The following is a 14,315-nucleotide window of genomic DNA, read 5'->3' as shown; positions in this document are numbered from 1 at the left end:
TCCCCGATAACTCTAGCTGTGCTAACATCCTACCGTTTTCAAAATAGAGCACCTTTGAGCATGTTAGATAACGTAAAAGTAATTTTGGTCGGGACATCTCATCCCGGTAATATTGGCTCGGCTGCACGAGCCATGAAAGTGATGGGTTTGAACCAAATGGTTTTGGTTGATCCACAATGTGAGATAGATGCACAAACTCGTGCTTTAGCGGCTGGAGCTGCTGATATTACTGAGAATGCGGTCATTGTTGATAGCCTACAAGAAGCCATTGCTGACTGCGGTTTAGTGGTGGGTTCCAGTGCTCGTTCTCGTACACTAGAATGGCCGATGTTAGAGCCAAGAGAGTGTGGTGAAAAATTTGCTATTGAAGGTCAGCAATACCCTGTAGCGCTCATCTTTGGTCGAGAAAGAACCGGTTTAACTAATGATGAATTACAAATGTGTCATTATCATGTCTGTATTCCTGCTAATCCAGAATATAGCTCATTAAATTTAGCAATGGCTGTGCAAACTCTCTCTTATGAAGTGAGAATGGCTCATCTTAGTTGTGTAGAAAACGTTAATACACCGACTCAAGAAACATATCCTCGTCACAAAGAGCTCGAGATGTTTTATACACACCTTGAAAAAGTGATCACTGGCACCCAGTTTATAGCTGAAGATAAACCCAATATGATTATGAATAAGTTGAGACGCTTGTTTAGTCGTGCTCGACCAGAGACGCAAGAAATCAATATATTAAGAGGTATTCTAACCTCTGTAGAAAAGCACTTGCCTCCTAAAGAGTGATGTTAATTTAACCACATTTAAATAAAGGTTAAATACTTGACTGTTTTAGTCAAATAAATACTTGACCAATTTAGTCGGGTATGAAAAACTCTTGCTATGTTTTACATATAAAGAGTGTGATATGAGACTTACATCTAAAGGACGATATGCAGTAACTGCGATGCTAGATGTTGCGTTACATTCCCAAGACGGGCCTGTACCGCTAGCTGATATATCAGAGAGACAAGGTATATCTCTTTCCTATTTAGAGCAGCTGTTTTCAAAACTACGCAAAGCAAGTTTGGTTGCTAGTGTACGTGGTCCTGGCGGTGGTTATCGTTTAGGTAAAGAAGCGTTTGATATCTCTATAGGAACTATAATTTCCGCTGTTGATGAATCGGTAGATGCAACAAAATGTGCCGGAAAAGCGAGTTGCCAAGGTGGTACTCGCTGCTTAACTCATACTCTTTGGCGTGATTTAAGCGACAGAATTAGTGATTTTTTAGACAATATCACTCTCGGTCAGCTTATGAATGACAATGAAGTACTTGAAATTGCTGATCGCCAGGAAATTGACTTGGTGGTTAAAAATGGGTATTCACAAAAAACAAAAAATACTGCTGAGCCCGTTAGTGCAAATGCTCGCTTATAGCGCAATTTTTTCACTGGAGTAAAAAATGAAACTGCCTATTTATTTCGATTATTCAGCGACCTGTCCCGTTGACCCAAGAGTCGCTGAGAAAATGATTCAGTGTATGACAATGGATGGTAACTTTGGTAACCCTGCTTCACGCTCGCACCGCTATGGTTGGCAAGCAGAGGAAGCGGTCGATACTGCTCGAGAGCAAATCGCTGATTTAATCAATGCTGATCCAAGAGAAATAGTCTTCACATCTGGTGCCACTGAATCAGATAACCTTGCTATTAAAGGTGCGGCACATTTTTACGGTAAAAAAGGCAAGCATATTATTACCTGTAAAACAGAACATAAAGCGGTACTTGACCCATGTCGTCAATTAGAACGTGAAGGGTATGAAGTAACGTATTTAGAGCCTGAAGCAAATGGATTGATCGATCTTAATAAATTTCAAGATGCATTACGTGAAGATACGGTTTTAGTTTCGATTATGCATGTAAACAATGAAATTGGTGTTATTCAAGACATTAATTCAATTGGTGAAATGTGTAGAGAAAGAAAAATCATATTCCACGTGGATGCGGCACAATCAGCTGGTAAATTGCCAATTGATGTTAAAGAAATGAAAGTGGATCTTATCTCTTTTTCTGCACATAAAATTTATGGGCCGAAAGGTATTGGCGCTTTGTATGTTCGACGTAAGCCGAGAATTCGTCTAGAAGCACAAATGCACGGCGGAGGTCACGAGCGTGGTTTTCGTTCAGGGACGCTTCCTACACACCAAATCGTTGGTATGGGTGAAGCATTCCGTATTGCTAAGCTAGAAATGCAACAAGATTTTGACCATGCATTAGCGATGAGAGAGCGATTACTTAAAGCACTTGACGGTATGGATGCATTGACAATCAATGGCGATCTAGAACAACGTGTACCACATAACCTAAACATTAGTTTTGCCTTTGTTGAAGGTGAATCACTGTTAATGGCACTGAAAGATCTTGCTGTATCATCCGGTTCTGCTTGTACATCGGCCAGTTTAGAGCCTTCGTACGTATTACGCGCTCTTGGTCTGGACGATGAATTAGCACACAGTTCTGTACGTTTCTCTTTTGGTCGTTTTACTACCGAAGAAGAAATTGATTACGCGGCTGAACAAATTCGCGTAGCAGTAAGTAAATTACGAGACATGTCTCCTCTATGGGATATGTATAAAGAAGGGGTGGATTTGAGCTCAGTTGAGTGGGCCCATCACTAATCTCCATTAAATAGAGGATTCGAGGTAAAAATTATGGCTTATAGCGAAAAAGTAATCGATCATTATGAAAATCCACGTAACGTAGGTTCTTTCGATAAAGAAGATCCTAATGTTGGTAGTGGTATGGTAGGCGCACCAGCGTGTGGCGATGTGATGAAATTGCAAATTAAAGTAACGCCTGAAGGCATTATTGAAGATGCAAAATTTAAAACTTATGGTTGTGGCTCTGCGATAGCTTCTAGCTCATTAGTAACAGAGTGGGTTAAAGGCAAAAGCATTGACGAAGCCGCGGCTATTAAAAATTCAGAAATTGCCGAGGAATTAGAACTTCCCCCAGTAAAAGTTCACTGCTCTATTCTTGCTGAAGATGCTATTAAAGCAGCGGTTTCTGATTATAAGAAAAAGCACGACGCATAAGTAACATTAAGGATAACTCTTTATTTGACAGTAAAGAGTTTCTGTTAGAAATAAGGGAGGACGAGTCCTCCCCGAATTAAGAATGAAAATTTTAAGGTTTAAGTATGGCCATCTCCATGACAGAAGCGGCATCAAGCCGAGTAAAAGCATTTCTAGATAACCGAGGTAAAGGTATCGGGTTACGTCTCGGAGTGAAAACAACTGGCTGTTCAGGTATGGCATATGTATTGGAATTTGTTGACCAGTTGAATGAAGAAGACAGCGTATTTGAGATGAATGACGTCAAAATTATCATTGATCCCAAAAGCTTAGTTTATTTAGATGGTACTGAATTAGATTTTGTCAAAGAAGGCCTTAACGAAGGTTTTCAATTTAACAACCCGAATGTCAAAGATGAATGTGGTTGTGGTGAAAGTTTTACCGTGTAATTATTCTTACTAAGACATACCTTCCTAAGTATATGGAACCTAATTCAATGAATCATTTTGAACTATTCGGGCTACCAATCCAATATGATCTGGATGGTAGCCTTCTTTCTTCTCAATTTAGAGATCTTCAACGTCAGTTTCATCCAGACAAATTTGCCAATGGCTCCGAAAGAGATAAACTTTTGGCAGTGCAAAAAGCGGCGCAAATTAATGATGCCTATCAAATACTCAAACAACCCATTGCTCGGGCTGAATACATATTATTGTTGAATGGTATTGATATAAAAGACGAGCAAACAACACTGCAAGATCTTGACTTTTTGATGGAGCAAATGCAACTCCGTGAAGAACTTGAAGAAATAACGTCAGAAGACGCTTTATTTGACTTCGATAGCAAGGTCAGCAAAATGTACAAAAAAAACTTACTCGATGTTAAAAAAGAATTGGATGACTCTCTATGGGAACAAGCTACCGATCGAGTTCGTAAACTGAAATTTATAGCCAAACTTAAGAATGAAATTGAGCGTGTCGAAGACAAGTTACTTGGTTAACGACTCGTTCAAATAAGGAAAGCTCCATGTTATTGCAAATTGCGGAACCAGGACAAAGTCCAGCGCCACATGAAAGTAAGCTTGCCGTCGGTATTGATTTAGGGACCACTAATTCACTTGTTGCTTCAGTTCGAAGTGGCAATGCTGCTCCATTACCAGATGAAAATGGCAATAATATTTTGCCATCAGTGGTTTATTATCATGGCCAAGGACATCAAGTTGGCAGCGAAGCGAGAAAGAATGCGCAAACTGATCCCACCAATACGATTATTTCGATTAAACGTCTTATTGGTCGTTCATTAGATGATATACAACAACGCTACCCGTCATTACCATATGACTTCCAAGCAAGTGATAACGGTTTGCCACAGATTAAAACCGAGGCTGGTGTTAAAAATCCAATTCAAGTATCTGCTGATATTTTGCAAGCCTTAAAAGCCAGAGCAGAACAAAGCTTAGGTGGTGAATTGGAAGGTGTTGTGATTACGGTCCCTGCTTATTTTGATGATGCTCAACGTGCAGGAACAAAAGATGCAGCTCAATTAGCTGGGATGAATGTATTAAGGTTATTAAATGAACCTACTGCGGCCGCCATTGCTTACGGGTTAGACTCTGAACAGGAAGGGGTTATTGCGGTTTATGATCTCGGTGGCGGTACCTTTGATATCTCTATTTTACGTTTATCTAAAGGTGTTTTTGAAGTGCTGGCTACCGGTGGCGATTCTGCCTTAGGTGGTGATGATTTTGACCATTTAGTCGCTGATTACTTGCAACAATCACTTGGATTAGAATCGCCATTATCAGCTGAACAGAATCGAACCTTACTTGATGCTGCGACAGAAGCAAAAATTGCCTTATCCGAGGTTGAATCTGTCGAATTGACCGTTTTCAATCAACAATGCCGGTTAACTCGAGAAAAATTTAACTCTCTAATACAACCGCTTGTTAAAAAAACTTTACTCTCTTGTCGCCGAGCACTCAAAGATGCTCAAGTAGACCAAGATGAAGTGCTACAAGTGGTTATGGTTGGAGGGTCTACTCGTACTTTATTCGTCCGAGAAATGGTAGGTGAGTTTTTTGCTCGCCCCCCCCTCACCAGCATTAATCCGGATGAAGTTGTGGCCATTGGTGCAGCGATTCAAGCCGATATTTTAGTTGGCAATAAACCTGATTCAGAAATGTTGTTACTGGACGTAATTCCTCTTTCGTTAGGTATAGAAACGATGGGGGGATTAGTTGAAAAAATCATTTCACGTAATACCACAATTCCGGTAGCAAAAGCTCAAGAGTTTACCACTTTTAAAGATGGCCAAACGGGCATGATTGTTCATGTTACACAAGGCGAACGCGAATTGATTGATGACTGCCGCTCTTTAGCTAAGTTTTCTCTGAAAGGTATTCCACCGATGGCCGCTGGTGCTGCTCACATTCGAGTTACTTATCAAGTCGACGCTGATGGTTTGTTATCCGTTACTGCAATGGAAAAGAGCACCGGAGTACAAGCAGAAATACAGGTTAAGCCATCTTACGGGTTAAGCGATGATGAAATTGCTAACATGTTGCGAGATTCTATGACGCATGCTCGCGATGATATGCAAGCGAGATCATTAGCAGAGCAAAAGGTTGAAGCCGACCGAGTAATAGAAGGTTTAGTTGCAGCGATGCAAGCTGATGGTGACGAACTTTTAACCGATGAAGAAAGTAAAGCACTAATCAAAGCTATTGAAGCTCTAATTGAGCTTCGAAATGGTGATAATGCAGATGCAATTGAGCAAGGCATCAAGGATACAGATAAAGCAAGTCAGGACTTTGCATCTCGTCGAATGGACATCTCAATTCGTCGAGCATTAGCTGGCCAGTCTGTTGAAAATCTCTAACCCTAGACGGTTGTATTGTTTTAAAAGTAGGAAAATTTATGCCTAAGATAGTTGTGTTACCACATAAAGACCTTTGCCCTGATGGCGCGGTACTTGAAGCAAACCCTGGAGACAGTGTTTTAGACGTCGCTCTAAAAAATGGCATTGCTATTGAGCATGCTTGTGAAAAATCTTGCGCTTGTACAACGTGTCATATTGTTATTCGTGAAGGCTTTGATTCGCTTGAAGAGAGTGATGAACTGGAAGATGATATGCTTGATAAAGCTTGGGGATTAGAACCTGAGTCACGCTTAGGTTGTCAAGCTAAAATGGCAGATGAAGATTTAGTGGTTGAGATACCTAAATATACTCTTAATCATGCTTCAGAAGATCATTAGATTCTCTAATATTGCAACCAGAAGGACATTGTTATGAAATGGACAGACTCCCGTGATATTGCTATAGAGCTTTGCGATTTATATCCTGATGTAGACCCCAAAACAGTACGTTTTACAGATTTACATCAGTGGATAACGAATTTAGAAGAGTTTGATGATGAACCACTGCGATCAAATGAAAAGATCTTAGAAGCCGTGATTTTATGCTGGATGGATGAGATGGATTAATCGTATCATTTATAATTATTTGATTATTTATGGTAAATTTACTATCTGTAAGCATTTTATTATTGATAGTTACCACATATGAAATTTTCATTAATAGAAGGGCTTTGCCCTTCTATTTCGTTTTTAATAGTGTCAAATTCACTTTGATTTGTTGCCGTTTAATTATTCGTTAGCAGTCTTTTACGAATTGCTAAAGTAGAGAAGACTTGTCATAGTCGTTCAAAAATCTAGTCGTAATTGTTTAGAAGTCATGACAAATTTAGATAAAGTGCAAGCAATCAAGGTAATGCAGCAAAAATTTAAACAAAGCTGCAATTAAGAAAAGCTAGGAGAAATTATGTCTACCCAGATGCAAGTTCAGATATCAAAGCAACAAGCGGCTGCCCAATGGGGTGAAAAAGCGCTTGTATCATATAATGAAAATAGCGCATTTATTCATCTTGATGGTTCGCATGATGTAGGGGTTATTCAAAAAGCAGCAAGAAAGCTTGAAGGTAATGGTATTAAATCAGTTGTCTTGGCCGGTGAAGGTTGGGGATTAGAAGAAATTTGGTCTTTTTATCAAGGGTTTCGTTCTGCAAAAAATAAAGCTGACATCGAATGGCAAGCACTAGAGCAACAAGCCGAAAATGAACTAGCGGCTCGAATCAAAACCACTGATTGGGTGCGAGATATTATTAACAAACCAGCAGAAGAGGTTGCCCCAAGACAACTCGCTTCTATGGCGGGTGAATTTATCAAATCTTTAGCGCCCGAACATGTCACCTACCGTATTGTAAAAGATAAAGATCTACTTACAGAAGGGTGGACTGGTATTTTTGCTGTTGGTCGAGGGTCAGAAAGAACATCGGCAATGTTGCAACTTGATTACAACCCAACAGGTGATGATAATGCGCCAGTATTTGCTTGCTTAGTTGGTAAAGGTATTACGTTTGACTCTGGAGGCTATAGTTTAAAACCCTCTAACTTTATGACGTCAATGAAAGCCGATATGGGGGGAGCAGGTACCATTACTGGTGGATTAGGCTTAGCAATGCTTCGTGGTTTAAACAAACGCGTTAAGTTAATTCTCTGTTGTGCTGAAAATATGGTTTCCGGTCGAGCATTAAAATTAGGCGATGTTATTACTTATAAAAACGGTACAACCGTTGAGATAATGAATACCGATGCCGAAGGTCGTTTAGTTTTGGCCGATGGTCTTATTTATGCTAGCGAGCAGCAACCAGAAGTGATTATTGATTGTGCTACATTGACTGGTGCAGCAAAGAATGCACTTGGTAATGATTTCCATGCACTATTGTCATTTGATGATGAGTTAGCTGAAAAAGCGCTAATAAGTGCCAAGCAAGAAAAAGAAGGCTTATGGCCATTACCTTTAGCTGATTTCCATAGAACGATGTTGCCGTCTAATTTTGCCGACCTATCCAATATTAGCAGTGGTGATTATTCTCCTGGAGCAAGTACAGCGGCTGCATTTTTATCTTATTTTGTGAAAGATCACAAAAAAGGATGGTTGCACTTTGATTGCGCAGGCACATACCGTAAAACTGCTAGTGACAAATGGTCTGCAGGTGCAACCGGTATGGGGGTTCGTACTCTTGCTGGATTGCTTGTTGAACAAAGCAACTAAAATAGTAAGTAATTCACAATAGCACGTACTTTTGAATAGTAAGTAGCTATGAAGAGTACGTAACTATAAATAGCAAGTAACATGAAATAAGCATGGATAATAAGGTAACTTATTATACTCAATATAATGTTATCCAATAATCCACATTGCCCCTTTAAAATAATGAGCAATGTAATATAGAAATAAAGGAATTTTTATGGCTCTAGAAAGAACATTCTCCATTGTTAAGCCTGATGCAGTGAAGCGTAATTTAATTGGTGAAATTTATAATCGTATCGAAAAAGCGGGATTAAACATCATTGCAGCCAAAATGCTCCATTTAACCGATGAACAAGCAAGTGGCTTTTACGCGGAACATGAAGGGAAAGAATTCTTTTCTGGTTTAAAAGAATTCATGACTTCTGGCCCAGTAATGGTTCAAGTGTTAGAAGGTGAAAATGCCATAGAGCGTTATAGGGAACTCATGGGAACAACTAACCCAGAAAATGCGGCCTGTGGAACTTTGCGTAACGATTATGCGTTAAGTATGCGTTTCAACTCTGTTCATGGTTCAGATAGCCCTACATCCGCGGCTCGTGAAATTGAATTTTTCTTTCCAGAATCGGAAATTTGCCCTCGCAGTGAGCCATAGGGTATCACTTGTAATTCAAATTTAACTCGAAGTATTAAGAGGTATTGACTGTTCTGTATACTGACAATCAATACCTTACTTATCTAGTCACTATCTTCCCTTGTTGTACCTGATTAAACGCTGTACAATTCGCGCCCTTATTTATTTTGTTTACTCCCTATCTTGTTGAGAGGTCACATGACTACTGCAAAAGTCAATTTAATGGATTTTGATCGTAAAGGACTGCGTCGATATTTTGTCGAAGAACTTGGCGAAAAAGCCTTCAGAGCAGAGCAGGTGATGAAATGGATCTACCATTTTGGCATCGATGACTTTGAACAAATGAACAATATAAATAAAAAGTTACGTGAAAAACTACAGCGCGTAGCAGAAGTTCGAGCACCTGAAGTTGCTGAAGCGCAACACTCTTCTGATGGCACAATAAAATGGGCCATGCGAGTTGGGGATCAAGATGTAGAAACCGTTTATATCCCAGAGGATGACCGTGCAACATTGTGTGTATCCTCACAAGTCGGTTGTGCACTCGATTGTAAATTTTGCTCAACTGCGCAGCAAGGTTTTAATCGTAATTTAAAAGTATCTGAAATTATTGGTCAGATATGGAGAGCCGCTCGAGAAGTCGGTCTGCAAAAAGATACGGGACGGCGTCCAATAACCAATGTGGTTATGATGGGAATGGGTGAGCCGTTATTGAATATGAAAAACTTAATACCAGCGTTGGAAATAATGTTGGATGATTTAGGTTTTGGTCTTTCTAAGCGTCGAGTGACAGTCTCTACCTCTGGCGTTGTTTCTGGTCTGGATCAAATGACAGGTGTAATAGATGTTGCTTTGGCTATCTCCTTGCACGCGCCAACCGACGAATTGCGAAGTCAAATAATGCCAATTAATGATCGTTGGAGCATTGAAGACTTACTTGCTTCTGTTCATCGTTATATCGCCTCGTCGAATGCCAATAGAGGTAAGGTAACCATCGAATATGTTTTGTTAGATCATGTTAATGACGACATGCAACATGCAAGACAACTCGCAGAATTAATGAAAGGTACGCCATGTAAGATTAATTTGATTCCATTTAACCCTTATCCTGGTTCACCATATAAAAAACCAAGTAACTCACGTATTGACCGTTTCCAAAAAACGTTAATGGAGTATGAACATACAGTTACAGTACGTAAGACTCGCGGTGATGACATTGACGCAGCATGTGGTCAGTTAGTTGGTGATGTGATAGATAGAACAAAAAGAACAAAACTAGCTCAGTTAGGGGAACCAATCTCGGTAAAATCAATCTGATAGCAGTATAAGCTTTAAATCGGATATGACCCGAGGTGTTTTAAGGGGAATATCCATTGATTAATTGGATAGTAGTAACTTTTCTTGCCTGCATAGTGATGGGGTGTGTTACAGTTAGTGAGCATGATTCACTTAGCACGTTTGATAATATCAAGGCAGCAGATGCCAGAATTGCTCTTGGATTGAATTATTTACAGGCGAATAATAGGCTTAAGGCAAGAGAAAATCTTGAGTTAGCGATTAAGTTTGCACCAAATTATTATCGTTCATTAAATTCAATTGCTTATTATTATCAATTGGTTGGTGAAAACGAACTAGCCGATAAAGCTTATAATCATGCAATGTGGGAGTCTCCAAATAACGGTGAATTGCTCAATAATTACGGTGCATTCTTATGTCGTCTTGGTCAATATGTACAAGCCGATAAGTTTTTTAACCGAGCAATTGAGCAACCATTAAACTATCAAATTGTGGATAGTTTAGAAAATGCAGCGATATGTTCACTTAAAAGTGGTAATAAAACAGACGCTGAATTTTATTTCAAACGTTGTTTGGATTATGACCCAGCGCGTTATTTTTCTTTGATTCAATTGTCAAAACTGTTGGTAGAAAGAGAAGAATACGATGAAGCTCGGGTCCGACTAGTTGAATTTCACGAGAAGTTTGGTTTTCAATCAAGTAGCTTACACCTGCTTATCAAGATCGAGAATAAAGTAGGCAATAAAGAACAAGCACAACAGTATGCTTTAGCACTTGAGTTAAGTTATCCGAACTCTACAAAATTAGATTAAATATTACTGATGACTACTGAAAAAGATCTCAATGTAACTGAAGAGTTAACAGAAAAGCCTCAGGCTATACAAGCCGGTGACATGCTGCGTTCTAAGCGTGAAAAATTGGGCATATCGCAAGAAGAAATTGCCGACCGTTTACGTTTAAGATTATCAATTATACAAAGTATTGATAACAACAATTACGAATTCGACCAAGTAGCAACTTTTACCCGAGGTTACCTACGCTCTTATGCCAAAGCAGTTCAATTAGATGAAAAAGAGGTTCTTGCCTCACTAAATGATTTGAAAGAAGCTCAACATTCTGAGCAAAAAATGCAAAGCTTTTCTCGTCAAACAAAAAAAGCCAAACATGATAGCCGTATCATGAAATTAACGTGGATTATTTTTGTTATTATTGTTGGGATTTCATCGGTTTGGTGGTACCAGAATCAACAGGATACTTTGACAGAAATGTCGCAAAGTGATAGCACAGATAATGCAGAGCTTATCGTAGAGGAAAATACACCTACTTTAGACCTCAACAGCAATACTAACGAACCCGCTTCACCAGATCGCTCTCAATTTGAATCAATAACGCCTGCACTTGACGCTGATAATACCCATATGCAAGACGATTCCGTCGTACCTACTCAAGATCAAAGTTCACTCGAAACAGAGCAATCAGATATAAACATAGCCGATAGCCAGCAAGTGAATTCAGTCGAAACTGACATGGTCACTACAGAAGAGGTTTCTGAACCAGTAGAAAACAATGACAATGCGTTATTTTTATCATTTTCATCTGATTGCTGGGTCGAAATAAAAGACGTCGCTGGTAAAACTCTTGCTACAGGCGTGAAAAAAGCAGGAAGTACGATCAATTTAGCAGGACAAGCGCCTTACAAAATTATTTTAGGTGCGCCAGAAGGCGTATCGATGACATTTGAAAATGAACCCGTCGACCTTTCTGAGTATAATACCGGTCGAGTAGCAAAATTCACTTTACCTAGAAGCTAATATGCAACACGAATCTCCTATTAAACGTCGCTCATCGACAAGAATATACGTGGGCAATGTCCCAATTGGTGACGGTGCACCTATTGCTGTACAGTCGATGACAAACACCCGCACAACCGATATCGAGGCAACTGTCGCTCAGATTAATGCACTAAAAACAGTCGGTGCTGATATTGTTCGAGTCTCTGTACCAACAATGGATGCGGCTGAAGCGTTTAGACAAATAAAACAGCAAGTCTCAATCCCTCTCGTCGCCGACATTCATTTTGACTATCGGATTGCCCTTAAAGTCGCTGAATACGGTGTCGATTGTTTACGTATCAATCCCGGCAATATAGGCAATGAAAATCGAATCCGTTCAGTGGTGGATTGTGCACGAGATAAAAATATCCCAATTCGTATCGGTGTGAATGGCGGTTCGCTTGAAAAAGATATTCAAGAGAAATACCGAGAACCAACACCAGAAGCATTAGTCGAATCGGCAATGCGTCACGTTGATATTCTCGATAGGCTCAATTTTGATCAGTTTAAAGTAAGTGTAAAAGCATCGGATGTTTTTTTAGCGGTCGATTCATATCGTTTGTTAGCGAAAAAAATTGATCAGCCATTACATCTCGGCATTACAGAAGCTGGCGGAGCCAGAGCTGGATCGGTGAAATCTGCAGTTGGATTAGGTTTACTACTTTCAGAAGGCATTGGTGACACGTTACGCATATCGCTAGCGGCCGATCCAATAGAAGAAATCAAAGTTGGTTTCGATATTCTTAAATCTTTGCGAATTCGTTCCAGAGGAATCAACTTTATTGCTTGTCCTACATGCTCTAGGCAAGAGTTTGACGTTATAGCAACGGTTAATGCTCTTGAACAAAGATTAGAAGATGTGACCACCGCAATGGATGTTTCTCTTATCGGTTGTGTGGTAAATGGACCGGGTGAAGCTGAAGTGTCTCATTTAGGTTTGGCTGGTGGCTCAAGAAAAAGTGCTTTCTATGAAGATGGCAAACGAACTAAAGAGCGTATAGATAATAATGATCTTATCGATAATTTAGAAGCGAAGATCCGTGCTAAAGCCTCTATATTGGACACAGATAAGCGCATTGATGTACAACATATTGATAGCAATTAATCTCAACGATTTACGGTAATAAACAGTGGCTAAAACAATTCAAGCAATTAGAGGCATGAACGACTGCCTCCCAACTGACTCTCCACTTTGGCAAAAAGTGGAAGGGACAGTGAAACAAGTTATCAGCGCGTACGGTTATAACGAAGTAAGAATGCCTATCGTTGAGCAAACACATCTGTTTAGCCGAGCGATTGGTGAAGTAACCGATGTGGTCGAAAAAGAGATGTATACCTTCGAAGACAGAAATGGAGATAGTTTAACCTTACGTCCAGAAGGGACCGCTGGTTGTGTGAGAGCCGGTATTGAAAATGGATTGCTATATAACCAAGAGCAACGCCTTTGGTATATGGGACCTATGTTCAGGCATGAACGTCCACAGAAAGGTCGCTATCGTCAATTTCATCAAGTAGGCGTTGAAGTATTTGGTCTCAACGGGCCAGACGTGGATGCCGAATTGATCATGATGACCGCACGTCTCTGGCGAGAGTTAGGGATTGCAGAACATGTTAGATTGGAATTGAATTCAATTGGTTCTCTTGATGCTAGAGCGAATTATCGAGATGCATTGGTTGCTTACCTACAACAACACGAAGATGTATTGGATGCAGATTGTAAGCGTCGTATGTACACCAACCCATTGCGTGTTTTAGATACAAAAAATCCAGAAGTACAAGCTATATTAGGTGATGCACCTAAACTATCTGCATTCTTAGATGATGATTCTGTGCAACATTTTTCTGGCTTATGTGAACTTCTCGATGCTGCGGGAATCGAATACCAAGTTAATGAACGTTTAGTTCGAGGTTTAGATTATTATAACCGCACCGTGTTTGAATGGGTGACGGAGAGCTTAGGTTCTCAAGGGACAGTTTGTGGTGGGGGGCGATACGATGGTCTAGTTGAACAATTAGGCGGAAAACCGACACCTGCAGTGGGCTTTGCGATGGGGTTAGAGCGTCTTGTTTTGCTTATTGATACGTTAAAGTTGACTGATGTTCGCCGTAGTGTCGACGTTTACCTAGTAACCGCAGGTGAAGGTACTATGGTGGCTGGAATAAATTTAGCTGAACAGTTACGAGAAATTGTCCCTGGTTTACGTATTATGACTCACTTCGGTGGGGGTAATTTTAAGAAACAGTTTAAGCGTGCAGACAAAGTTGGTGCAGCTATTGCGTTGGTTCTAGGTGAAAATGAAGTTGCAGAAAATACCGTAGTGGTAAAAAATCTCTCGGGTGGAGAGCAAGTCACCGTTTCCCAGTCAGATGTCGCGTCTCAACTAAAAGATTTGGTTTAAGAGGATAAAA

General features: G+C 40.0%; 16 protein-coding genes. All 16 read left to right on the top strand.

Annotated features, from left to right (window positions below; genetic code table 11):
• The first annotated feature begins 60 nt into the window (after nt 1-60).
• The 16 genes from trmJ (at nt 61) to hisS (ending at nt 14,305) form a co-directional block, all read left to right on the top strand.
• Nucleotides 61-789, top strand: coding sequence for a tRNA (cytosine(32)/uridine(32)-2'-O)-methyltransferase TrmJ (gene trmJ / locus R3X26_RS12935; RefSeq protein WP_317717744.1), 729 nt, complete (start codon nt 61-63; stop codon nt 787-789).
• A 121-nt stretch (nt 790-910) separates the two neighbouring features.
• Nucleotides 911-1,420: a Fe-S cluster assembly transcriptional regulator IscR gene (gene iscR, locus R3X26_RS12930; protein ID WP_317717743.1), complete on the top strand. Its 510-nt coding sequence runs from the start codon at nt 911-913 to the stop codon at nt 1,418-1,420.
• A gap of 25 nt (nt 1,421-1,445) precedes the next feature.
• On the top strand, nt 1,446-2,660 hold the full coding sequence (locus R3X26_RS12925; protein ID WP_317717742.1) for an IscS subfamily cysteine desulfurase: 1,215 nt from the start codon (nt 1,446-1,448) through the stop codon (nt 2,658-2,660).
• A gap of 33 nt (nt 2,661-2,693) precedes the next feature.
• Entirely contained in the window at nt 2,694-3,077 is a 384-nt protein-coding gene (gene iscU / locus R3X26_RS12920) for a Fe-S cluster assembly scaffold IscU (RefSeq protein ID WP_317717741.1), read from the top strand.
• A 104-nt stretch (nt 3,078-3,181) separates the two neighbouring features.
• On the top strand, nt 3,182-3,505 hold the full coding sequence (gene iscA, locus R3X26_RS12915) for an iron-sulfur cluster assembly protein IscA (RefSeq protein WP_317717740.1): 324 nt from the start codon (nt 3,182-3,184) through the stop codon (nt 3,503-3,505).
• 47 nt (nt 3,506-3,552) lie between these two features.
• Nucleotides 3,553-4,056 carry a co-chaperone HscB gene (gene hscB, locus R3X26_RS12910; RefSeq protein ID WP_317717739.1) on the top strand — a complete coding sequence of 168 codons (504 nt, stop codon included), beginning with the start codon at nt 3,553-3,555 and terminating at the stop codon, nt 4,054-4,056.
• A 26-nt stretch (nt 4,057-4,082) separates the two neighbouring features.
• Nucleotides 4,083-5,933, top strand: a complete 1,851-nt coding sequence (hscA, locus tag R3X26_RS12905; protein ID WP_317717738.1) for a Fe-S protein assembly chaperone HscA — start codon at nt 4,083-4,085, stop codon at nt 5,931-5,933.
• A 38-nt stretch (nt 5,934-5,971) separates the two neighbouring features.
• Nucleotides 5,972-6,310 carry an ISC system 2Fe-2S type ferredoxin gene (gene fdx, locus R3X26_RS12900; protein ID WP_317717737.1) on the top strand — a complete coding sequence of 113 codons (339 nt, stop codon included), beginning with the start codon at nt 5,972-5,974 and terminating at the stop codon, nt 6,308-6,310.
• Nucleotides 6,311-6,343: 33 nt separating this feature from the next.
• Nucleotides 6,344-6,538: a Fe-S cluster assembly protein IscX gene (gene iscX / locus R3X26_RS12895; RefSeq protein WP_317717736.1), complete on the top strand. Its 195-nt coding sequence runs from the start codon at nt 6,344-6,346 to the stop codon at nt 6,536-6,538.
• A gap of 337 nt (nt 6,539-6,875) precedes the next feature.
• Nucleotides 6,876-8,168, top strand: a complete 1,293-nt coding sequence (gene pepB, locus R3X26_RS12890; protein ID WP_317717735.1) for an aminopeptidase PepB — start codon at nt 6,876-6,878, stop codon at nt 8,166-8,168.
• A 196-nt stretch (nt 8,169-8,364) separates the two neighbouring features.
• Nucleotides 8,365-8,799, top strand: a complete 435-nt coding sequence (ndk, locus tag R3X26_RS12885) for a nucleoside-diphosphate kinase (RefSeq protein ID WP_317717734.1) — start codon at nt 8,365-8,367, stop codon at nt 8,797-8,799.
• A 177-nt stretch (nt 8,800-8,976) separates the two neighbouring features.
• Nucleotides 8,977-10,095: a bifunctional tRNA (adenosine(37)-C2)-methyltransferase TrmG/ribosomal RNA large subunit methyltransferase RlmN gene (locus R3X26_RS12880; RefSeq protein ID WP_317717733.1), complete on the top strand. Its 1,119-nt coding sequence runs from the start codon at nt 8,977-8,979 to the stop codon at nt 10,093-10,095.
• Nucleotides 10,096-10,151: 56 nt separating this feature from the next.
• A complete protein-coding gene (gene pilW, locus R3X26_RS12875) occupies nt 10,152-10,886 on the top strand; it encodes a type IV pilus biogenesis/stability protein PilW (RefSeq protein WP_317717732.1) in 735 nt (244 codons plus the stop codon).
• Between the two features lie 9 nt (nt 10,887-10,895).
• Nucleotides 10,896-11,885, top strand: a complete 990-nt coding sequence (rodZ, locus tag R3X26_RS12870; RefSeq protein WP_317717731.1) for a cytoskeleton protein RodZ — start codon at nt 10,896-10,898, stop codon at nt 11,883-11,885.
• Between the two features lies 1 nt (nt 11,886).
• The gene (gene ispG / locus R3X26_RS12865) at nt 11,887-13,011 is read left to right on the top strand and encodes a flavodoxin-dependent (E)-4-hydroxy-3-methylbut-2-enyl-diphosphate synthase (protein ID WP_317717730.1); all 1,125 of its coding nucleotides are present in this window, start codon (nt 11,887-11,889) and stop codon (nt 13,009-13,011) included.
• 25 nt (nt 13,012-13,036) lie between these two features.
• Complete coding sequence (gene hisS, locus R3X26_RS12860; RefSeq protein WP_317717729.1) at nt 13,037-14,305, top strand: histidine--tRNA ligase; 1,269 nt, start codon at nt 13,037-13,039, stop codon at nt 14,303-14,305.
• The last annotated feature ends 10 nt before the right edge of the window (nt 14,306-14,315 follow it).

The organism is Vibrio sp. TH_r3 (assembly GCF_033101115.1).
GTDB lineage: Bacteria > Pseudomonadota > Gammaproteobacteria > Enterobacterales > Vibrionaceae > Vibrio.
Note: the sequence above shows the minus strand (reverse complement) of the source record. Positions and strands in the feature narration are given on the sequence as shown.

Coding starts and splice junctions, on each gene's coding strand:
- R3X26_RS12925 (WP_317717742.1), top strand. CDS start 1,446: ATGAAACTGCCTATTTATTTCGATTATTCAGCGACCTGTCCCGTTGAC.
- trmJ (WP_317717744.1), top strand. CDS start 61: ATGTTAGATAACGTAAAAGTAATTTTGGTCGGGACATCTCATCCCGGT.
- ispG (WP_317717730.1), top strand. CDS start 11,887: ATGCAACACGAATCTCCTATTAAACGTCGCTCATCGACAAGAATATAC.
- iscU (WP_317717741.1), top strand. CDS start 2,694: ATGGCTTATAGCGAAAAAGTAATCGATCATTATGAAAATCCACGTAAC.
- hscB (WP_317717739.1), top strand. CDS start 3,553: ATGAATCATTTTGAACTATTCGGGCTACCAATCCAATATGATCTGGAT.
- pepB (WP_317717735.1), top strand. CDS start 6,876: ATGTCTACCCAGATGCAAGTTCAGATATCAAAGCAACAAGCGGCTGCC.
- fdx (WP_317717737.1), top strand. CDS start 5,972: ATGCCTAAGATAGTTGTGTTACCACATAAAGACCTTTGCCCTGATGGC.
- iscR (WP_317717743.1), top strand. CDS start 911: ATGAGACTTACATCTAAAGGACGATATGCAGTAACTGCGATGCTAGAT.
- iscA (WP_317717740.1), top strand. CDS start 3,182: ATGGCCATCTCCATGACAGAAGCGGCATCAAGCCGAGTAAAAGCATTT.
- iscX (WP_317717736.1), top strand. CDS start 6,344: ATGAAATGGACAGACTCCCGTGATATTGCTATAGAGCTTTGCGATTTA.
- R3X26_RS12880 (WP_317717733.1), top strand. CDS start 8,977: ATGACTACTGCAAAAGTCAATTTAATGGATTTTGATCGTAAAGGACTG.
- hscA (WP_317717738.1), top strand. CDS start 4,083: ATGTTATTGCAAATTGCGGAACCAGGACAAAGTCCAGCGCCACATGAA.
- rodZ (WP_317717731.1), top strand. CDS start 10,896: ATGACTACTGAAAAAGATCTCAATGTAACTGAAGAGTTAACAGAAAAG.
- ndk (WP_317717734.1), top strand. CDS start 8,365: ATGGCTCTAGAAAGAACATTCTCCATTGTTAAGCCTGATGCAGTGAAG.